We start from the raw sequence: 19,548 nt of genomic DNA, 5'->3' as shown, positions 1-19,548 counted from the left end.
TGAACTAGCGTGAGGGCATGAGCACATCGGCCGACCCTCACGCCACCGGCCCGGACGACCCGGGCGCGCCCAGCGATCCCGCCCCCGCGCCGTCGTCGGGCACGCTCCCGCGCGGCCCCCGGCCCGAGGCGGGCCAGGTCGTCGCCCGCGACCCGGCGACCATCCGGGCGCTCGCCCACCCGCTCCGCCTGCGGATCCTCGCGCTGCTCGACGACGAGGGCGAGGTGACCGCGACGCGGTGCGCCGAGGTCATGGGCGAGTCGGTCGCGAGCTGCTCCTTCCACCTGCGCATGCTCGCCAAGTACGGATACGTCGAGCCGGCGGAGCGGCGCGGCAAGGAGCGGCCGTGGCGTTCCGTCGGGCGGGGCCGGCAGACGACGTTCGACCCCGACGTGCCGGAGACGCTGCACGCGGCGGGCGCGGTCGCGAGCCTCATGATCGACCAGGAGGCGGCGCGCGTGCGGACGTGGCTCGCCGGCGCGGCCACCGACGACCCGCAGTGGCTCCTCGCCTCCACGATGACCGGCGCGTCCTTCTACGCGACCCGCGAGGAGCTCGACGCCCTCGCCCGCGAGGTCGAGGCGCTCACCGACCGGTTCCGGGGGCGCTGGGAGGACACGTCGCTCCGTCCCGCGGGCGCGCGCCGTGCACGCCTCTTCTCCGTCGTCAACGCCGATCTCCCGGAGGCCCCCCGATGAGCGCGACCCCCGAGCCGACCGACGTCGCCGCCCCACCCGCTCCCAGGGACGCTCCCGGGGACGCGCCCCAGGACGCGCCGGGGGCGGCGGCGGAGCCCGGCGCCGCGGCCGTCCCCGTCGCCGTCCGGGACGACGCCCCGGACCCCCGGGCCGCGCTGCGGTCCCGCGGGTTCCGGCTCCTGTCGGTCGCGTGGGGGTTCACGAACTTCGCCGACTCGGTCCTCGCGATCATCCTCGCCGTGTGGGTGAAGGACCTCACCGGCTCGAACGGTGCCGCGGGGCTGGTGTTCGCGGCGCTCGGGCTGCCGGCGCTCGCGTCCCCGCTCCTCGGGCAGCTCGCCGACCGGGTGTCGCGCCGACGGATGCTCGTCGTCACGTACCTCGTCGGCGCTGTGAGCCTCCTCGCCCTCCTCGCCGTCCGCGGGCCCGAGCAGGTCTGGCTCGTGTTCGTGGTGACGGTGATCTACTCGGGGGTCGGGTTCGCGACGGCGGCGGCCCAGGCGGGCCTCGTGCGGGACATGCTCCCGGACGAGGCGATCGCGCCCGCGAACGGCCGGCTCACGACGATCGACCAGGTCTTCCGCCTCCTCATGCCGGTCGTCGGCGCGGGCGCCTACGCGCTCGCCGGCGCGTGGCCGCTCGTGGTCGCCGCCTCCGTCGCGTTCGCCGTCGCGGGCACCGTCATCGGCCGGATCCGGCTCGTCGAGACGCCGCCGACCCCGGCCGCCGAGCGCGAGCCGTACCTGGCCGAGATGACGGCGGGCTTCCGCCACCTCGTGCGGACGGCCCCGCTCGGCGTGCTCACCCTCGCCATGCTCGTCGCGTTCGCGGGGGTCGGGCTGCTCAACGCGGTCAGCCTCGCGATCGTCGAGGACGGGCTCGGGCTGGCCCCGGAGCTGCTGGGTCCCATCTCCTCGGTCCAGGCGCTCACGGCGATCGTCGCGGGGCTCACGGCGGCCCGCCTCGTCGCCCGCTGGGGCGCGCAGCGGCTCGTCGCCCTCGGGCTGCTGGTGCTCGCGCTCGGCATCGTGCCCGCGACGGGGACGAACGTCGTGGCGATCGTGCTCGGGCTGGGCGCGGTCGGGCTCGGCGCCACCTGGTCGATCGTCGGCTTCGTCACCGAGCGGCAGCTCCGCACGCCCCCGGGCCTCCAGGGGCGCGTCGCCGCCGCCAGCCTGCTGCTGGTCAACGTCCCGCAGCTCGTGCTGACCGTGGTCGGCGCGGCCCTCGTGGGCGCCGTCGACTACCGCGCCCTGCTGGTCGTGACCGTGGTCGGCATCCTCGTCGCGGCGGTCGTCTCCCTCCGCGGCCGCCGCGCCACCGGCGAGCCTGCGTCCCGATGAGAGCGCCCTCTCCGCGAGGTAGAGGCCTGGTGCGGCGGGGTAGAGGACTGGTACAGCGAGGTAGAGGCCTGGTCGTGACCAGGGCTCTACCTCGTGAGACCAGCGCTCTATCTCGGCACGACGGCGGGACGGGCCGTCAGTCGTCGAGGCCGCGGGCGCGCAGCGCGTCGCCGAGCGCGTCGGCCTGGCGCAGCGCGCCGACGACGAGCGGGACGGCGTAGGCGCGGACGTCGTGCTCGCGGCCCCGGGCGCGGCACGCGTCCCGCACGCGCTGGGCCAGCGCGGCGACGACGGGGACGCAGCGTACGGCGAGCGACAGGACGAGGGCCGCACGGTCGACGTCGACGCCGAGGCGGCGCAGCGGCCGCAGCCCCCGCTCGATCGCGGCGAGGACGGCGGACGTCCGGGTCGTGAGGAGCACGAGCCCCGCGAGCGCGACCAGCGCGACGAGCCGGGTCGTGAGCACGACCGCCGGCACCGGGCCGAGGGCGAGCCACTGGACGGCGAGGAGCACGGGCACGACCACGCGCAAGGGGCGCACCTGCTCCCACGCCGCACGCCGTCCCACGCCGGCGACCGCGTAGAGCGCGCCGACGGCGAGGACCACCGCGCCGACCCCCGCCGGCGAGGACACGAGGAGCACGACGGCCGACGCCGCCGCCAACCCCGCGAGCTTGGCCCCGGCCGGGGCGCGGTGCAGGACCGACGACCCCGGCCGGTAGGTGCCCGGGGTCACGACGCCCCGTCGACGAGGCGCAGGTAGCGCGCGACGGCGGGCCCCGGCGCGTCGTCGGCGACGACCCGTCCGTCGTCCACCACGAGCACGCGGTCCATCGCGTCCATGAGCGACAGGTCGTGCGAGACGAGCACGACCTGCTGGGGGAGCGCCGCGAGCTCGGCGGCGAACCGCCGCGTGTTGCGCAGGTCGAGGAGCGTCGTGGGCTCGTCGGCGACGACGAGCCGCGGCCCCGCGGCGAGCACCGACGTGAGCGCGAGGAGCTGCTTCTGCCCGCCCGAGAGCAGGTGTGCGGGGTGGTCGGCGTGGTCCGCCAGGCCGCGCGCGGCGAGGGCCGCCCGCACGAGGGCGTCGCGCTCGGCCGGAGCGTGGCGACGCAGCGAGTACGCGACGTCCTCCGCGACCGTCGGCATGACGATCTGGGCGTCCGGGTCCGTGAACACGAACCCCACGCGCCGACGGACCGCCGGGCCGTCGCGGCGCGTGTCGAGGCCGTCGACCAGGACCCGGCCCGACGTCGGCACGACGAGCCCGTTGAGCAGGCGCGCGAGCGTGCTCTTGCCCGAGCCGTTGGCCCCGACGATCCCCACGCGCCGCTCGCGCAGCTCGAGGTCGACCCTGCGCAGCACGTCGCGCTCGCCGAGGCGCACGTGCACGTCCTCGAGCCGGACCGTGCAGGCGGGCCCGGCGGGGTCGTGCTCGGGCGTGGCCGGGGTGCCCGTCGCGAGGAGGGCGCCGGACCCGTCCGCCGGCGCGGTCGAGATGATCCCGGCGGCGGCTCGTCGCCGCCGGGCCGACCGGGCGCGCGCGATCACCGGACGACCTCCAGCACGGCCGCGACACCCAGGCCGCCGCCGACGGCCGCGGTCGCGAGACCGAGCGTCCCAGCAGGTGCACCCGCGCGCACGAGCCGCGAGAACAGCCGCACGACCGACACCGCGCCGCTCGCGCCCCACGGGTGCCCGAGCGCGAGCGCGCCGCCGTCGGCGCAGACCCGCGCGTCGTCGACGGGGTCGCCGAGCGGGTCGAGGCCGAGCGCGTCCGTCACCGCGAGGACCTGCGCGGCGAACGCCTCGACGACCTCGACCGCCGCGACGTCGTCCAGCCGCGTGCCCGCGCGGTCGAGCGCCGCGCGCACCGCGGGGACCGGCCCCCACCCGGGCAGCGCCGGGTCGCAGCCGACCGTCGCCGACGCGAGCACGCGCAGACCCGGGACTCCGAGCCCGCGCCGGACGCGCTCGGGCACGACCGCGACCGCCGCCGCGCCGTCGCTCACCGGGCTCGTGGTGGCGGCGGTGACCGTGCCGCCGGGCGTGAAGGCTGGCGAGAGGCGGGCGAGCACCGCGGGGTCGAGGCGCCGCGCCCGTTCGTCGCGCGCGAGCGACCGTGTCGGCGCGCCGACCCGGACCGTCTCGGCCGCGAACCGCCCGCCCACGTGCGCGGCGAGGGCGCGCGCATGGCTGCGCACCGCGTACGCCTCCTGGCGCTCGCGGGTCACGCCGCGGCGGCGCGCGAGCGCGTCGGCGGCGGCACCCATGCCCGGGTCGGCCCACGGCGTCGGCGCGAACGCGGCGCGCGCGTACGGCACGTCGCCCCACACCGTGTGGTGGGCGCGCGTGGGAGCGAGGGACGCGCTCTCCGTCCCGCCGGCCAGGACGAGGCGCGCCTCGCCCGCGCGGACCTGCTGCGCGGCGAGCAGCACCGCGGCGAGACCGGAGGCGCACTGCCGGTCGACGGTCAGCCCCGGCACGGTGACGCCGAGGCCCGCGGCGAGCGCTGAGGCCCGGGCGACGTTCCCGCCGGGCCCGGTGCAGCACCCCAGCAGGACGTCGGCGACGTCGTCCTCGACCCCGAGGGCCCGCGCGTCGCCGAGCGTCGCGCCGAGCGCACCGGCCGCGAGGTCGACCTCGGACGCCGACCGGTGCCCGTGCCCGGCGGTCCCCACCCACGTGCGGCGCGCGGCCACGACCACGGGCGCGTCCGCCCACGCCCCCGGCGCGGTCACCGCAGCGGCTCCAGGCCCGACCGCGCGGGGTCGGTCCCCAGCAGGGCCTCGCTCACGGCCCCGCGCGCGGGCTTGCCCGACGGGGTCCGGGGGAGGGCGCGCGTGCCGTACCAGCGCCGGGGCCGCTGCGCCGGGGCGAGCGCCGCGCGCGCGACGCGCTCCAGGTGGGCGCGCAGCCCGGGCCGGTCGTCGCACTCGACGACGGCGCTCACGACCGCCCCGAGGCGCCGGTGCGCGGTCCCGAGCACGACGACGTCGCGGACCCCCGGCACGGCGCGCAGCACGACCTCGACGTCCTCGGGCACGACCGTCGACCCGCCGGTGAGGATCGCCCCGTCGCCGCGGCCGCGCAGCACGAGCGTGCCGGGCGGGGCACCGGCCGCGGACGGCGACGTCGACGGGTCGGGCAGGGGGTCGGCGAGGTCGCCCACGGTGCTCCACGCGCCGTCGCGCCGCAGCGGTCCGGTGGCGCGCGCGAGGTAGCCGCGGGACACCCAGGGCGAACGGACCCAGACCTCGCCGACGCTCGCCTGCGGCAGCGGCCGGACCTCGAGGTCGACCCCCGGGAACGCACGCAGCCCCGACCCGTCGGGGTCGTAGGCGACGAACGAGAGCTCGACCGCGCCGTAGTAGGCGAGCACGTCGACGCCGAGCGCCGCCGCGCGCGACCGCGCCCCGGCGGCGAGGGACGCCCCGCCGACGACCGCGTGCCGCAGCCGCGACGGCGCCCCTGCGGCGACGGCGTCGAGCACGTCGTCGAGGACCTGCGGCACGAGGTGCACGACGTCGCTGCTCGCGAGCGCGGAGGTCGTGGCGGCCGGGGTGCGTGTGAGGTAGGCGCACGCACCGACCGCGAGCGTGTGCACGGCTGCGAAGCAGTAGAGCGACGACGCGAGCGGGCCGGGGACGAGCACGGTGTCGGCGGGACGCAGCCCGAGGAGCCGCGTGACGTCGTCGAACGAGCCCGCCCACGACGCGCGCGTGCGCACGACCGCGCGCGGCCGGCCCGTGCTGCCCGAGGAGAACCCCGCCCACGCGAGGTCGTCCGGACCGGGCTCGTGGCCCGTGCCGGGGTCCGCACCCCCCTGCGGGGCGAGCCCCGGCACGAGGTCGGGGAGGGCGCCGGTCCCGCGCGGCAGGGGCACCTCGACGAACGTGCGCGGCGCGAGGGTGCGCAGGACCTCCGCGCGGTGCGCGCGCGGCCACGCCGGGTCGCACACGAGCGGCGTCGCGCCGGCGTGGTCGGCGGCGAGGACCGCCGTGAGCAGGTCCAGCGGGTCGGGCAGGGACACGGCGACGAGGTCGCCCGGGCGCGTGCCGGTCGCCGCGAGGTGCGTCGCGCCCGCGCGCACGTCGGCGGCGAGCGCGGCGTAGGTGCGCGACCGCTCGGGGGTGCGCAGGGCGGGGCGGTCGCGCGCCGCCGGGTCGGCGGCGTGCGTCAGGACCTGGTGGGCGACGGGCACGCGGACACTCTCGCAGGTGTCAGGAGGCGGTGCGGCCGGCGGCCATGGGACGGCCCGCAGAACGGCCCGACCGGCGCGCGGCCGGGTAGGCGCGCACGACGCCCACGGTGATCGCCGCGGCGGCCAGCGCCTTGAGGACGTCGCCCGGGAGGAACGCGAGGGAGAGCTGCGCCGTCGTCGCGAGCGGTACCCCCGTGACGGCGGACTGGACCGGCACGCCGCACGCGTAGACGACCGCGACCCCGCCGACGAGGCACGCGACGAGCACACCGCCGAACGTCACCCGGCGCAGCCGGTCGACGAGCCAGCCCACGACCGCCGCCCCCGCGAGGAACCCGAGCAGGTAGCCCGCGGACGGGCCGACGAACGCCCCGAGGCCGCCGCGCCCGCCCGCGAGCACCGGGAGGCCGGCCGCCGCGAGCGCGAGGAACGTCGCGACCGCGAGCGTGCCGCGCCACGCGCCGAGGATCGTCCCGGCGAGCATGACGCCGAGCGTCTGGAGCGTGATCGGGACCGCGTTCCCGAACAGCGCGATCGACCCCGGCATCCCGAGCGCGGCGATCAGCGCCGCGAAGGTCGCGACGCGCGCGGCGTCGCCCGCGTCGAGCGCGAGCGGCGCGCGGCGCCCCGCTCCCGGACCGGTGGTCTGCGTGGCGGGCGCGGGCGTCCCGGGGGTCGCCGTGGTCGGTGCGTCGGTCATGGTGCTCCCTGCGTCGTCGTGACGGATCGGTGCCCGACCCGTCGTGGCCAGGTCCACTCTCCCGGCCCTGCGCGGTGCGCGACGACGGGGACGCGGACGACGGCGGTGTCGCCGCGTGCACGGATCGCACAACGGGTTGGAGGGTTCCACCAACCTGGCTGTCGTCGCGGGATCCGGTCTCGGAGGAAGTCGACAACCGCCCCTCTGCCGCGTGCACCGGGACGGCCCACGGCGGCTCTTGGCACTCTCCGGGGGAGAGTGCTAGAACAGAGGTGTAGCCGCCTGCGAGGTGCCTACCTCGCGGGACCACCGACCGGTCCCGGACGGTCCGGGACCGACCGACGAGGAGGTGAGAGGTGTGGCTGCGATGATCGACCCGTTCACGACCACCTTCGATGCGATGGACCGCCTGGTCGGCCAGCTCGCGTCCGGGGCGCGCGCGACCGCGGCGTCGGCGTCGGGCGGCATGCCGCTCGACCTGTTCCGGGCGGGCGACCACTACGTCCTGACGATGGACCTTCCCGGTGTCGACCCGGGGACGATCGACGTGTCCGTCGAGGACCGCACGCTGACGATCCGCGCCGAGCGCAGCCCGCGGACCGATCCCGACGTCCAGTGGCTCGCGCGCGAGCGGCCCTCGGGGACCTACGCGCGTCAGCTCACGGTGGGGCGCGGGCTCGCGCTCGACCAGATCTCGGCGTCGTACGAGGACGGGGTGCTGTCGCTGACGATCCCCGTGGCCGAGGAGGCCCGGCCGCGCCGGATCGAGGTCGCGCACCGCGCGGGCAGCAGCGGTGCGGCGACCCAGATCACGGCCGAGGCCGAGCCTCGGACGACCGAGGGCTGAGCCGGCTCAGACCTCGCCCGGGAGCGCCTTGCGGACGACGAGCCGCGTCCACGCGCCGAGGTAGACCCGGTCCCCGTCGGACAGCTCGCGTCGCTGCCCGGCGGGGACCGGGTCCGTGGGGAGCGGCTCGCCGGCGGGGCTCACGTACGTCCCGTTCGACGACTGCAGGTCCTCGACCCACCACCGTTGACCGTCCGTGCTGAGCTGGCAGTGCCGGCGGGAGACGCCCGTGTCCGCGCCGCAGTCGACCTGCGGGTGGATGCCGCGGGACACCGACGGGCGGCCGACGAGCACGCTGCGCTCGCGCAGCACGACGAGGCCGGGCAGGCCCGCCGAGGGCATCGGGTCCTCGGGCTGCTGCGCCGCGTACCAGTCGGGGTCGATCCAGATCTCCACGACCCACTGGTCCGGCCCCGGGACCGGGGGCGTCGGGAGGTGGGTGCCCGACGTCGCCGGCTCGCCCGGGGCGCCCGCCTCGGGTGCGGCGGCGGGGCTCGGGGCGGGCAGCGGGGGCGGGGTCGACGACGACGGGGACGTCGCGGCGGACCTTGCCGCGGAGGTCGGCAGCGGGGGCGGCGTGGACCCGGAGGGTGTGCCCGGCACCGGGGGTGCGGAGGTCGCGGGCGCGGGCGTCGGGCGCGACGGCGGGTCGAGCGAGAGCGCGGACGGCGGCTCGACCGGGTCGGGCAGGGCGCCCGTGGTGAAGTCGTAGCCGCAGTTCTCGCAGAACAGCGCGCCGCCGGGCGCCGGCGACCCGCAGTTCGGGCACGTCGTCGCGGGCGCGGCCGCCCCGGCGCCGCCCGGCGCGGGCGTCGCACCGCTCGCGACGGGCGCGGACGGGGCCGACGCCGCGCCGATCGGCTCGCCGCACACGTCGCAGTAGTCGGTCGACTCCGACGGGTGCCCGTTGGGGCAGACGACGGCGCTCACCGGCGGACCCGCGTCGTCTTCGTCGAGGCGGTGTCGAGGGCCATCTCGTCGAGGGTCGACGTGTTGCGCTTGAGGCGCACCGTCCCCTGCTCCTCGTTGTCGATGTCGACGACCTTGCGCAGCCGCGACGTCGCCTCCTCGTTGCCGGTCTGCTGCGCGAGCTGCACGGCCCGCCCGAGCTTGACGGTCGCCGTCGCCTCGTCGCCCGACGCCTTGGCCGCGAGGCCCTCCTGGATCGCCGCGGCGAGCTCGGTCTGGCCCGTGTAGTGCGCGACCTCGGGGTTGATGCGGGTGGTGAGCGACTCGTCGTCGGACCACTTGGCCTTCACCAGCCCGGAGGAGACGACCTCGCCGTTCACCGCGAGCTGGACGCGCGCCGCGAGCTGCTCGGAGCCGACCGGCTTCGACGCGACGCGGACCGCGACGTGGTAGTCGCGCGACTCGTCGCCCCACGAGCCGGTCGGGTAGGCACCCGTGAGCGGGTTCACCTCGGCGCGGCGGTGCGTGAGGTCCTCGACCGTCGGCGCGACCTGGCGCACGAACAGCACCTGCGAGCCCTGCGGGGCCCACACGCGCAGGTCGGCCGAGGCCACCCCGCGGGCCATGGACGCCTGCATGAGCCGCTCGAAGTCGGCCGCGATCTCGTTCGGGTCCGCGATGAGGCCGACCGAGCCGAGCAGCGCCGTCGAGATCTCGCGCAGCTCGTCGACCTGCCAGCGCGAGCCGACGCCGCGCGCGTCGCACTGGAAGTGCCCGGTGACGTCCCGGACCGCGGCGGAGAGGTTCGCGCGCGGCTCCGACTCGTTCTTGCCGTCCGTGAGGAGGATCGCGTGCCGCTGCGCCGCCTGGGGAACCGTCGCGAAGAGCTGGTCCGCGAGGCGCAGCCACGTGCTCATCGCCGTGCCGCCGCCGGGCGTGAGCATCGAGATCGCGCGCTTCGCCTCGGCGCGCGCCCCCGGCTCCATCTGGACCATCGCCATGCGCGCGTTCGGGTACGGGAAGACGCGGTTGGCGACGTGGCTGCCGCCGACGATCGCGAACCACGTGCCGTCGAGGATCTGGTCCACGGCCACCTGGGCGGCGTGCTTCGCGGCCTCCATGTTGCGGCCCGACATCGAGCCGGACGTGTCGACCATGATGATCTCGGCGACCCCGCCCGCGCCGCCGACGCTCCCCGCGCTCCCGGCCCCCGTGCACGTCACGGTGACGATCGCGTGGACGTCCGTGGCGCCCTCGGACAGGAACTCGTTCTGGTAGACCTCGGCGGCGAACTCGGCCATGGGGGCTCCTTCGGTGGTGCGGGTGTTCGTGCAGGCTATCGGGTCGGGGGTGGTGGTGGCGGGTCGTGCGGGGGGTCCGGCGGGACCGCGGCGCGCGGCCCGTCAGGACCTGGGGACCGTCGTCTCGAGGTCCGGGTCGAGCTCGGGGGACGTCGCGGCGGACGACCGGTCGAACCGCGCGAGCGTCGCCGTGATGTTGTCCCGGCCGCCCTGGGCGTTGGCCCAGTCCACGAGCGCGCCCGCCACGGTCTGCGGTTCGTGGCCGACCCGCTCCTGGGTGGCGTGGAGCAGCGCCGCGAGGTCGGCGGCGGGGGAGCAGTAGTTCCACAGCCCGTCCGAGCAGACCAGCACCCAGCCGTCGCGGTCGGGGAAGGTCGCGGCCGTCCGGGCGACGGGGTCCGGGGCGTCGGGGCCGAGCCAGCGCGTGATCGCGTGGGCCTGCGGGGAGCTCTCCGCCTGGACGCGGGGGATGCCCTGGGCCATCATCTCCTGCGCCCAGGAGTCGTCGACGCTGAGCTGGTGCGCGTCGCCCTCGTCCGGGATCCAGTAGGCGCGCGAGTCGCCCACCCAGCCCGTGACGACGAGCGGGCCGTCCACGACCGCCGCGACGAACGTGCACGACGGCGGGTTCTCGCGGTCGGCCATCGCGCCGACGGTCGTCAGGATCGCGTCCTGCGCGGCCCGCGAGGCGTCACCGACGAGCGCCGACCAGGCGGCGACCCGCGCCGTCGGCTCGCCGACGACGGGGGAGGTGCCCTCCGGGGCGCCCGCGGCCAGCAGGTCGCGCGCCGCCCGCGCCGCCGCGAGGCTCGCGACGTCGGAGTCGGGCGCGGAGGAGACGCCGTCGCACACGACGAGCGCGGCGAACGCGCGGTCCGCGGTCGCGGACGGGCTCGCGGCGAGCGCCATCGCGTCCTCGTTGCGGGAGTGCCGCACGCCGCGGTCGCACACGCCGGCGACCCACGTCGCGGGGCGCTCGGCCCAGTGGTCCCGCTCGGACGCGGCCGGCTCGCCGCACTCGGTGCAGTACCCGTCCTCGGCGACGCGGCCCCCGCACCGCACGCACGGCCGGACGCCGGGGTCGGCGGCGCCGTCGCCCGGCGCGGACGCAGGGTCCGCGGACGCACGCGGCGACGTCTCGGGGCCGGCGGGTGCCCCGTCCGCTCCGCCACGGTCCGCCGCCTCGCCGTCCGCGTCGCCCGCCGGGGGGAGCGGGGCGAGCGGCGTGCCGCACGCCTCGCAGAACCGCGCGCCCTCGGGCGACGGCTCGCCGCACGCCGGGCACGCGAGCACTGCGGCCGACGCCGGGACCGCCCGGTCGGGGTCGATCTGGCCGCGGGCGGCCTGGTCGGGGACGGCCTGGTCGGGCAAGGGCGCCGGGGCGTCGCTCATCGGACCGTCCACCGTCGCACCTCGTTCGCGCGGTCGACGAGCGTGACGCGCTCGTCGCGCGACTCCGTGAGCGACGCGAGCTCGCGGTACGCGCCCTCGAGGGCGTCGCGCAGCGCGGGCTCGTCGGCGGGGACGCCCGCGATCCGCGTCGTCGGCTCGGGACCCGACCGCGTGACGGTCTCGAGCGCGGAGCGCAGCACGCCGACGGACAGCTCGGCACGCTCGCGCGGCGCGATCGACACCGCGGCGACGCTCGCCATGGCGTCCGCGAGCGCGGGCAGGCCGCGCCCCGACTCGGCGAGCAGGTGCGCGCGCAGGGTGCGGGACTCCACGTACGACCCGCGCGTCGGCCCCACGAGGTCCAGCGCGTGCAGCGCCCCGTCCAGGTCGCCGCGCGCCTCGCGGATGCGCATGAGCCCGAACGCGGCGGGCGCGGTGTAGTTGGCGTCCGTCCGCGCGCAGATCACGTAGAGCGACTCCGCGATGTCCGGCTCGGCGCTCAGCTCGCAGGCAGCGGCGAGCGCGAGCTTCGGTGCGAGCTCGCCGGGCACCTGGCCGTAGACCGCGTTGAACGACGCGCGCGCGGCGACCGGGTCGCCCTGCGCGAGCTCGCCGAGACCCCCGAGCCACGCGGCGCGCCACTCCCACGGGTCGTCCGCGAGGATCGTGCCGATCGTGCCGCGCAGCACGTCGAACCGGCCCGCCTCGATCGCCGCGCGGGCGCGCGCGAGGTGCACCTCGACCGTGTCCTCGGGCGCGTCGGCGAGCGCGGCGAGCCGCGCGTCCGGGTCGACGACGTTGACACCGGCGAGCCAGCTCGCCATCGGGTCGTGGTCGTCGCGGCGCAGCGTGGGGAGCTCGTCCCACGCGAGCGGCCGGGCCGCCACGTCGGCGACCGGCGCCTCGAACAGCACGGACGCCGCCGAGTGCAGCGCCGGGTTGCCCGGCCCCGCGTCGGCGGCCACGACCTCGCGCAGCACCCCGAGGAGCTGGGTGCGCATCTCGTCGGCGGTCGCGAAGCGGTCCGCCGGGTCGAGCGCGCACGCCTTGGCGAGCAGGCGGTAGAACGAGTCGTACTGCTGGAACACGGGCGTGTCCGCGACCGGGGGCAGCGACGCGACGTACGTCGTCGTGTTGCCGCGGAAGTCGAGGACGAGCGTCGCGAGCGTGCGGCCGATCGTGTAGATGTCGGAGGCGATCGACGGGCCGACCTCCGCGACCTCGGGCGCCTGGTACCCGACGGTCCCGAAGATCGCCGACGTGAGGTCGTCGCTGCGGCGCACGCCGCCGAGGTCGATGAGCTTGACCCCGTCGCCCTGCTGGATGACGTTCTCCGGCTTGAAGTCGCAGAACAGCAGGTTGTGGTCGTGCAGGTAGGCGAACGCGGGCAGGATCGCGAGCACGTAGGCGAGCGCCTGGTCCACCGGCATCGGGTCGATCGCGCCCTTGTTGGCGTCCCGGCGGTCCTGGAGGATCTCCTTGAGCGACTCGCCGCCGACGTACTCCATGACGGTGTAGCCGGCGCCGTCGTGCATGGCGAAGTTGTAGATCTCGACGATGAGCGGGTGCTCGACCTCCGCGAGGAACTGCCGCTCGGAGATCGCGGCCGCGTAGGCGTCCGGGTCGCCCGAGTTGAGCAGGCCCTTGAGCACGACCCACCGGCCGGACACGTTCTGGTCGCGGGCCAGGTAGATCCAGCCGAGGCCGCCGTGCGCGAGGCAGCCGACGACCTCGTACTGCCCGCCGACCAGGTCGCCCGGGGAGAGCTGGGGCGTGAAGTCGAAGCGGTTGCCGCAGTGGGGGCAGAAGCCGGACGTGCGGCCGGGCTGCCCGTCGCGTCCGCGGCCGACCTTCTCGCCGCACGCGGGGCAGTAGCGCTTGCGCTCCGCGACCTCGGGCACCGCCATCACGGACTGCAGCGGGTCGCGCGCGGGGACGGACGGCACGGTCGTCAGCCCCGCGCCGAGGCCGCGACCGCGCAGGCGGGTCGACGACGTCCCGACGCGACGCGTGGCCTTCGAGCCGGTCGCGGCGGTGCGCGCCGAGCCGAGCGCGGCCGTGGCGAGGCGGCTCGAGCTCGTGCGGCCCGTGCGCGTCGAGCGCTCGGCGTCGGGGTCCGCGCCCGCGGCCGGCCCCGCCCCGGGACGGCCCTGGACGAAGCCGGTGCCGAGCATCGCGGACGGCGACGCGGCGGCAGCCGTGCCGGGCGCCGGCGCACCGGTGGTGCCGGTCGAGGCCCCCGTCGGCGTGCCGCCGGAGCCGCCCGCGGGCGTGCCGCAGACGTTGCAGTAGCCGTCCTCGATGGTGCCCGGGCAGCCGGGCTCCGAGCACGGGACGGTCGCGGTGGTGGTCACGACGACGCTCCTTCCGGGGTGGGCAGGTCGCGGGTGAGGAACTGGTACTGCTCGACGAGGAAGCGGGCGAGCGTCACGTCGCACGGCACGGCCTCGACGGCCTCGCGGGCCTCGGCGTGGCCGGAGCGCACGGTCGCTGACGCGGAACGCCCGTTGGCCTCGGCCCTCTCGGCGAGCCGCTCCAGGCTGTAGCGCAGCTCGGCGCGGGCGCGCAGGGGGCGGGTGTAGGCCTCCTCGACGGTCTCGACGGCGCGCGCCACGGTCGCCAGGCGCGCCGTGTACGCGTCGAGCTCGAAGCGGGAGTCGGGGACCGGACCGAGGCGGGAGACGTCGGGGACGGCGAGCCGCGGCGGGTGCGCGATCTCGCGCCGGCACCGCGCGACGAGCTCGCGCAGGGCGGGCTCGCGCGCCTCCAGCGCGTCGCGCTGCTCCTCGGTGCGGGCACGGTCGCGGCGCAGCTCGCGGCGCTGCGCCGACGCGACGATGAGGTCGCGCTCGGCGCGCGCGACCTCGGTCTCGAGCTCCGCGAGCGGGCCCGAGACGTCGGCCCCGCGCGCGGCCTGGGCGACGAGGTGGTCGAGGCGTCCGCGCAGGGTCTCGACGCGCCCGCGGGCGTCCGCGTCGGAGCCGGCCAGGTCCTCGCAGCGCACGAGCTCGGCGCGCACGCCGCGCAGCCGCGCGACCTGGTCGGCCGTGTGCGGGTCGAACGACAGGCGCGTGCGGAGCTGCACGACGAGCGCGTCGCACAGCTTCACCGCCTCGACGAGCGAGACGAGCGCGGCGCCGGAGCCGGAGTCGAGCCGGCCCCAGACGAGCTGGGAGATCTTCTCGCGCGCGACGGCGTCGGCCCGGCCGGAGTCCCAGACGGGCCGGATCTCGTCCGCGCGCGAGCGGATCGCCTGCCAGAGCGACAGCGCGAGCACGAGGTCGGCCGTGTAGACGTCGGGCGTCGCCGCGGCCTGCGCGGCGGCGTCGAGCCGGTCGAGCTCCGTGCGGCGCTCGTCGAGCCACGTCTCGAGCGCGGCGAGGTACGCCAGGAGGTCGGCGGCGGGGATCGCCTCGCCGAGGCGTCCCGGCGCCTCGGGCGCGGTCGAGCGGGTCACGGCGTGCGGCCGTACACCGCGGTCGGCGGCGCCGGCGCCGGGCCGAGGCCGCCGAGCCACTCGTCGTAGATCGCGGCCCAGCGCCCGTCGGACTTCATCTGCTCCAGCACGCCGTTGACGAACCGGACCATGTCCACGTTCTGCGCGGGGACGCCGATGCCGTACGGCTCGTCGCTGATCGCCTCGCCGACCACCGTGGCGTACGGGTCCTGCGCGGCGAACCCCGCGAGGATCGTGTCGTCGCCCGTGATCGCGTCGACCTTGCCCTGCTGGAACAGCACGAGGCACTGGGTGTGGGTCGTGGCCGGGACGGGCTCGATGCCGGAGAACTGCTCGAGGCGCGTGAGCGTCGTCGTGCCCTCGGGCGCGCACACGCGCTGGCCCTCGAGGTCGGCGATCCCGCTCGCCGTCGAGTCCCGCGTGACGAGCACCTTCTGGCCCGCGTGGTAGTACTCCGCCGAGAACGCGATGGTCTCCCAGCGCTCGCAGTTGATGGTGAACGCGCGGGCGACGAGGTCGACCTCGCCGTTCTCGAGCACCTCCATGCGCTGGCCCGACGTGATGACGCGGAACTGGAGCCGGTCGGGGTCGCCGAAGATCGCGCGCGAGATCTCGTGCAGCACGTCGATGTCGAAGCCCTCGATCTGGCCCGACAGCGAGTTGCGCGCGCCCATGAGCAGCGTGTCGGCCGAGACGCCCACGACCAGCGACCCCCGGTCGCGGATCGCGGCCATGGTGCTCCCGCCGGGCAGCGCGTCCGGACCGGGCAGCGCGCCCTCGGGCGCGTAGGAGGCGAGCGGGTCCGCGCACTCCGCGGGAGCCGCGGGGGCGGCGGGCGCATCCTCGGTGGCCTCGTCCTGAGGAGCCTCCGTGAGGCGGAGGTCGTCCGCGCCGGACGGGCCCGAGCACGCCGTCAGCGCGAGCGCCGCGGCGAGCGCGGCGCCGACGACGCCGGTGCGGCGTCGGCGTGCGGCGGCGCGTCGGCTCCGGGCGGACCGGTCGGGGGTGGCGAGCGTCGTGGTCACCGGTACTCCTCCAGTCGTGCGGTCACGCCGCGCCACGCGAGCAGGGCGGCGACCAGGCCCGCGGCGAGCAGGAGCCAGCCCGCGACGGTCGCGGTCGTCGCCGCCCCGTCGAGCCGCTGGCTCGTCGCGGCCGCGTTGGTCTCGATGTCGTCGCGCGCGGACGTGGAGAACGCGTCGAACGCGGCGTTGGGGCTTTCGGGGTCCGTCGCGGTGGCGAGCGCGACGGCATCGTCCCACTGGCCCGCGTCGTCGAGCGCGCGGATGTCCGCGTGCCGAGTCACCCACGCCTCGAGCGCCTGCACGGTCGACCCGTCGAGGATCCCCTCGGACGCCGCGGTGTCGAGCCGCGCGGTGGCGTCGTCGGTCGCCGTGACGAACGCCTCCTCGTACGCCTGCCCGGACCCGCGCTTGATGAGCGTGAACGCCTCCATCGACTTGGCGTCGTTGGCGAGCGAGTAGGCCTGGGACGCGGCGAGCGTCGCGGCGTACGGGCCGGTGCGCACGTCCTGCGCGCGCGAGCCCGCCTGGGCCAGCAGGACCGTGGACACGATGCCGACCACGAGCACGACGGCGGTGGCGACCGCGAGGCCGACGTTGAGCACGCGGTGCGTGCGGCGCGCGAGCCACACCTGGCTCACGACGAGCACCGCGAGCGCCACGAGCCCGCCCGCGAGCACCCACAGCGCGTTGCGGACGCCCGAGAAGTCGGCGGCGACGCGGTCCGCGTCGTCGAGCACGACCTCGTCGAGCGCCGGGAGCATCTGCTCGCGCAGGATCGTCGACGCCTGGTCGAGGTACGCCGAGCCGACGGGGAAGCCCTGCCGGTTGTTCGCGCGCGCCTGCTCGACGAGCCCGGTGTAGACCGTGAGGTCGGCCGCGACCTGGCCGAGCAGCTCCGCGTCGCCCTCGTTGCTCCCGGAGAGTGTGGCGAGGCCGGTCGCGGCCTGGTCGACGAGGTCGTCGTACCGGGCGCGCTGGTCGGCGGGCTCGAGGCCTCCGACGAGGAACGCGCCGGTCGCGGTCGCGTCGGCCGCGACGAGCGCGTTGCGGACCTCCTGGACGCCGACGAGCTGCGCGGTGTCCTCGCTCGCGGCCTCGAGCGCCCGGGACTGGACGCTCCCCGCCTGGAAGCCGAGCACGCCGAGCGCGACGGCGGCGAGCACGCACAGCGCCATGACGAGCCGCAGCTTGCCAGGCGTGCGGCGCAGCGCGCCCCGGGCGCGGGACACGCCGGCGCTCGGTGCTCCGCTCGGGGCGCCGGCCGGGCGGGGCGCGCCGCCCGGCGCGGGGCCGCCCGCGGGGACGATCTGCTGGCCCGCAGGGCGGACCGGGGTGGTCGTCATGCGTTCTCCTCGGCGGTGGAGGGGGCGGTCTCGGGCGCGTCGTCGGACGCGACGTCGGGGGACGGCGCGTCGTCGGTGGGCGCGTCCGCGGTCGGGGCGTCGTCCGGGGCGCCGTCGGGCTCGGGCGGGTCGAGCGTGGCGAGAAGCGCGGGGGCGCCCTCACCGTCGACGACGTCGACCGGCAGCAGGAGCCGGAGCTCGTCGATCGTCGGCGCGTCGGTGTCCTTGAGGCGCCACGCGTGGCGCGCGATCGCGCCGTCGAGCACGTTGCGCGCCCAGCGCGCGTTGCCGAAGCCCTCGGTGCGCGGCTGGGCCGCGGCGAGGCGCGCGAACACGTCGAGCGCCTCGGGCGTCGGCTCGAAGTCGGACTTCGCCGCCATGCCCGCGAAGATGTCGCGCAGCTCGGCGTCGGCGTAGTCCTCGAACGTGATGGTCGTGGAGAACCGCGACTCGAGGCCGGGGTTCGTGGCGAGGAAGTCCGCCATCGGCCCGGGGTAGCCCGCCACGATGACGACGAGCTCGTCGCGGTGGTCCTCCATGTCCTTGACGAGCGTGTTGATCGCCTCGGCGCCGTACTGGTCCTCCGCGAGGCCGTACGCCTCGTCGACGAACAGCACGCCGCCGAGCGCGGTCGCGACGACCTCGGACGTCTTCACGGCGGTCTGCCCGAGGTAGCCCGCGACGAGCTCGGAGCGGTCGACCTCGACGAGGTGGCCCTTCTCGAGCAGCCCGAGCGCCCGGTAGATCCCCGCGACGAGGCGAGCGACCGTCGTCTTGCCCGTGCCGGGGTTGCCGAGGAACACGAGGTGGCGCGTGAGCGTCGGGCGGGTCAGGCCCGCCTCCGTGCGCAGCTTCTCGACGCGCAGCAGCTCGGTCTGGCGGTGGATCTCGTCCTTCACGCGGGTGAGCCCGGTGAGCGCGTCGAGCTCGGCGAGCAGCTCCTCGATCGAGCGGGGAGGCTCCTCCTCGGCCGCGGCCTCGGCGGTCGTCGCCGCCTCGGTCCGCGTGGCCGTGGCGTCGGCGCCGCCCGCGGGCGCGCCGGCCGGCGTCGTGCCCGACGGTGCGGCGGGCGCCGGGCCGTGCGACGTGCCGGACGGTGCCGCGGCGGGGCGGGCACCGAGCGCGTCGAGGATGGACGCGACCGACGGGACCTCGGGCGCGGGGCGGCGGAGGCCGTCGAGCGAGCCCTGCGCGGCGAGCAGGTCGCCGAGGTCGAACGGGTCCGCCCCGCCGGCCGACGGGCGCGCGGCGAGCGGCCCGCCCGCGGCGGGCAGCGGCGTCGGGCCCGACGGCGTGCGACCGGCACCCGGGACGGCGGCCGGGGCCGGTGCCGGGACGCCGCCCGACTGCTGCACCGCGGCGGTGGCCGCGGCGGCCCCGGCCACGTGCGGGCCCGGGGAGCCGAGGTGCGCGGCGGCGCGCGCGACGTCGGCGAGCGCCTGCCCGTACGCGGTCGCGTGCTTCGAGCGCGCCGTGCCGAGCGCGGCGAGGACGTCCGTCGGCGACGTGCGCCAGCGCCGCGCGCTCGACGCGGCCGTGAAGAACGCGCCCGTCGCGGCGGGGTCGTGCCCGAGCGCCGCGAGCCACGCGGCGGGTGCGCCGGGGGAGGACTCGGCGACGGCCGCCGCGAGGCGGGCACCCTCGTCGCGCGCGGCCTCCTCGTCCACGCCCGCGGCGCTCGCCGCGGCGTCCAGCGCGTCGAGCGCCGCCGCGAGGCTCGGGACCACCTGGCCGGTCATGGTGCCTCCAGTCGTCCGGGTTCCGACGTCGTGCCGCTCGGCGGCTGGGGCGTGCCCTGGCCCGCCCCGGGGTCGAGCGCGATCGACGAGTCGCGGAACTTCTCCGCGAGGAACGCGCCGTGCGCGACGAGCGCGGCGGCGTCGGCGCGCGAGACCGCGTCGGAGATCTTGTCGAGCGTCACGCCGAGCAGGTCGAGCTGGTCGCACAGCAGCATGAGCGACGTCTTGCCCTGCGCGACGACCCGCCGGTCGGCGAAGTCGCGCGGGAGGCGCAGGTACGCGCCGACGGCCTCGGGCAGGTAGCTCGTGGCCGTCGCGACGACCGTGTGCGCCTGCTGCGACCCGCCGCCGAGGCGGTCGAGCCGCGGCACCATCTCCTCGACCGTGCCGGTGATGCGGTGCACGCGCGCCGTGACGGCGGGCGGCACCCGCCCCTCGATCTGCTGCTCCACGCGCTCGACCGAGGCGAGGATCTCGGCCGACGTCGGCGGGGCGGGCAGCTCGAGCGCGGGCTCGGGCGCGGGGGACCGGCCGCCGAGGCGGCCGATCACGTCGGAGAACCAGCCCATCTAGCTCGGGGTCCGATCTGT

At 77.2% G+C, this 19,548-nt stretch carries 17 protein-coding genes; 3 read left to right on the top strand and 14 right to left on the bottom strand.

Annotated elements, in window-relative coordinates; all coding sequences use genetic code 11:
• Window positions 1-17: 17 nt before the first annotated feature.
• Together ACFC2L_RS03090 and ACFC2L_RS03085 are read left to right on the top strand one after the other, a co-directional pair.
• Window positions 18-698: an ArsR/SmtB family transcription factor gene (locus tag ACFC2L_RS03090; RefSeq protein ID WP_375822855.1), complete on the top strand. Its 681-nt coding sequence runs from the start codon at window positions 18-20 to the stop codon at window positions 696-698.
• On the top strand, window positions 695-2,041 hold the full coding sequence (locus ACFC2L_RS03085; protein WP_375822854.1) for an MFS transporter: 1,347 nt from the start codon (window positions 695-697) through the stop codon (window positions 2,039-2,041). Before ACFC2L_RS03090 ends, ACFC2L_RS03085 begins: the two co-directional genes overlap by 4 nt.
• A gap of 136 nt (window positions 2,042-2,177) precedes the next feature.
• Here ACFC2L_RS03085 and ACFC2L_RS03080 read toward each other — a convergent pair whose 3' ends face one another.
• The 5 genes from ACFC2L_RS03080 to ACFC2L_RS03060 form a co-directional block, all read right to left on the bottom strand.
• Window positions 2,178-2,777: a CbiQ family ECF transporter T component gene (locus ACFC2L_RS03080; protein WP_375822852.1), complete on the bottom strand. Its 600-nt coding sequence runs from the start codon at window positions 2,775-2,777 to the stop codon at window positions 2,178-2,180.
• Entirely contained in the window at window positions 2,774-3,433 is a 660-nt protein-coding gene (locus ACFC2L_RS03075; protein WP_375823161.1) for an energy-coupling factor ABC transporter ATP-binding protein, read from the bottom strand. The genes ACFC2L_RS03080 and ACFC2L_RS03075 overlap by 4 nt, the downstream gene beginning before the upstream one ends.
• 155 nt (window positions 3,434-3,588) lie before the next feature.
• Window positions 3,589-4,782 carry a thiolase family protein gene (locus tag ACFC2L_RS03070; protein ID WP_375822850.1) on the bottom strand — a complete coding sequence of 398 codons (1,194 nt, stop codon included), beginning with the start codon at window positions 4,780-4,782 and terminating at the stop codon, window positions 3,589-3,591.
• Window positions 4,779-6,245 (bottom strand): class I adenylate-forming enzyme family protein, encoded by a 1,467-nt coding sequence (locus ACFC2L_RS03065; protein WP_375822849.1) that lies wholly within the window; start codon window positions 6,243-6,245, stop codon window positions 4,779-4,781. The genes ACFC2L_RS03070 and ACFC2L_RS03065 overlap by 4 nt, the downstream gene beginning before the upstream one ends.
• A gap of 19 nt (window positions 6,246-6,264) precedes the next feature.
• Window positions 6,265-6,945 (bottom strand): biotin transporter BioY, encoded by a 681-nt coding sequence (locus ACFC2L_RS03060; RefSeq protein ID WP_375822847.1) that lies wholly within the window; start codon window positions 6,943-6,945, stop codon window positions 6,265-6,267.
• A 358-nt stretch (window positions 6,946-7,303) separates the two neighbouring features.
• On the opposite strand from ACFC2L_RS03060, the gene ACFC2L_RS03055 reads away from it, so the two are divergent.
• The gene (locus tag ACFC2L_RS03055; protein ID WP_374614547.1) at window positions 7,304-7,792 is read left to right on the top strand and encodes an Hsp20/alpha crystallin family protein; all 489 of its coding nucleotides are present in this window, start codon (window positions 7,304-7,306) and stop codon (window positions 7,790-7,792) included.
• A 6-nt stretch (window positions 7,793-7,798) separates the two neighbouring features.
• Here the strand turns inward: ACFC2L_RS03055 and ACFC2L_RS03050 are convergent, their stop codons facing one another.
• The 9 genes from ACFC2L_RS03050 to ACFC2L_RS03010 form a co-directional block, all read right to left on the bottom strand.
• Window positions 7,799-8,722, bottom strand: coding sequence for an FHA domain-containing protein (locus ACFC2L_RS03050; protein WP_375822845.1), 924 nt, complete (start codon window positions 8,720-8,722; stop codon window positions 7,799-7,801).
• On the bottom strand, window positions 8,719-10,002 hold the full coding sequence (locus ACFC2L_RS03045; protein ID WP_375822843.1) for a VWA domain-containing protein: 1,284 nt from the start codon (window positions 10,000-10,002) through the stop codon (window positions 8,719-8,721). The genes ACFC2L_RS03050 and ACFC2L_RS03045 overlap by 4 nt, the downstream gene beginning before the upstream one ends.
• Before the next feature lie 102 nt (window positions 10,003-10,104).
• Entirely contained in the window at window positions 10,105-11,394 is a 1,290-nt protein-coding gene (locus ACFC2L_RS03040) for a protein phosphatase 2C domain-containing protein (protein WP_375822841.1), read from the bottom strand.
• Entirely contained in the window at window positions 11,391-13,748 is a 2,358-nt protein-coding gene (locus ACFC2L_RS03035) for a tetratricopeptide repeat protein (RefSeq protein ID WP_375822840.1), read from the bottom strand. The genes ACFC2L_RS03040 and ACFC2L_RS03035 overlap by 4 nt, the downstream gene beginning before the upstream one ends.
• On the bottom strand, window positions 13,745-14,851 hold the full coding sequence (locus ACFC2L_RS03030; protein ID WP_375822838.1) for a hypothetical protein: 1,107 nt from the start codon (window positions 14,849-14,851) through the stop codon (window positions 13,745-13,747). The genes ACFC2L_RS03035 and ACFC2L_RS03030 overlap by 4 nt, the downstream gene beginning before the upstream one ends.
• Window positions 14,848-15,876 carry a glutamate ABC transporter substrate-binding protein gene (locus ACFC2L_RS03025; protein WP_375822837.1) on the bottom strand — a complete coding sequence of 343 codons (1,029 nt, stop codon included), beginning with the start codon at window positions 15,874-15,876 and terminating at the stop codon, window positions 14,848-14,850. The genes ACFC2L_RS03030 and ACFC2L_RS03025 overlap by 4 nt, the downstream gene beginning before the upstream one ends.
• Complete coding sequence (locus ACFC2L_RS03020) at window positions 15,873-17,219, bottom strand: hypothetical protein (RefSeq protein ID WP_375822835.1); 1,347 nt, start codon at window positions 17,217-17,219, stop codon at window positions 15,873-15,875. The genes ACFC2L_RS03025 and ACFC2L_RS03020 overlap by 4 nt, the downstream gene beginning before the upstream one ends.
• Window positions 17,216-18,958, bottom strand: coding sequence for an AAA family ATPase (locus ACFC2L_RS03015; protein ID WP_375822833.1), 1,743 nt, complete (start codon window positions 18,956-18,958; stop codon window positions 17,216-17,218). Before ACFC2L_RS03015 ends, ACFC2L_RS03020 begins: the two co-directional genes overlap by 4 nt.
• A complete protein-coding gene (locus ACFC2L_RS03010; protein ID WP_375822831.1) occupies window positions 18,955-19,527 on the bottom strand; it encodes a hypothetical protein in 573 nt (190 codons plus the stop codon). The genes ACFC2L_RS03015 and ACFC2L_RS03010 overlap by 4 nt, the downstream gene beginning before the upstream one ends.
• Between the last annotated feature and the right edge of the window lie 21 nt (window positions 19,528-19,548).

This window comes from Cellulosimicrobium sp. NPDC055967 (genome assembly GCF_042269845.1).
Taxonomy (GTDB): Bacteria; Actinomycetota; Actinomycetes; order Actinomycetales; family Cellulomonadaceae; genus Cellulosimicrobium.
Note: the sequence above shows the minus strand (reverse complement) of the source record. Positions and strands in the feature narration are given on the sequence as shown.

What these genes read in the sequence shown, in the direction of transcription:
- ACFC2L_RS03090 (WP_375822855.1), top strand. Translation starts at nt 18, where the DNA reads ATGAGCACATCGGCCGACCCTCACGCCACCGGCCCGGACGACCCGGGC.
- ACFC2L_RS03085 (WP_375822854.1), top strand. Translation starts at nt 695, where the DNA reads ATGAGCGCGACCCCCGAGCCGACCGACGTCGCCGCCCCACCCGCTCCC.
- ACFC2L_RS03060 (WP_375822847.1), bottom strand. Translation starts at nt 6,945, where the DNA reads ATGACCGACGCACCGACCACGGCGACCCCCGGGACGCCCGCGCCCGCC.
- ACFC2L_RS03045 (WP_375822843.1), bottom strand. Translation starts at nt 10,002, where the DNA reads ATGGCCGAGTTCGCCGCCGAGGTCTACCAGAACGAGTTCCTGTCCGAG.
- ACFC2L_RS03040 (WP_375822841.1), bottom strand. Translation starts at nt 11,394, where the DNA reads ATGAGCGACGCCCCGGCGCCCTTGCCCGACCAGGCCGTCCCCGACCAG.
- ACFC2L_RS03020 (WP_375822835.1), bottom strand. Translation starts at nt 17,219, where the DNA reads ATGACGACCACCCCGGTCCGCCCTGCGGGCCAGCAGATCGTCCCCGCG.
- ACFC2L_RS03015 (WP_375822833.1), bottom strand. Translation starts at nt 18,958, where the DNA reads ATGACCGGCCAGGTGGTCCCGAGCCTCGCGGCGGCGCTCGACGCGCTG.
- ACFC2L_RS03010 (WP_375822831.1), bottom strand. Translation starts at nt 19,527, where the DNA reads ATGGGCTGGTTCTCCGACGTGATCGGCCGCCTCGGCGGCCGGTCCCCC.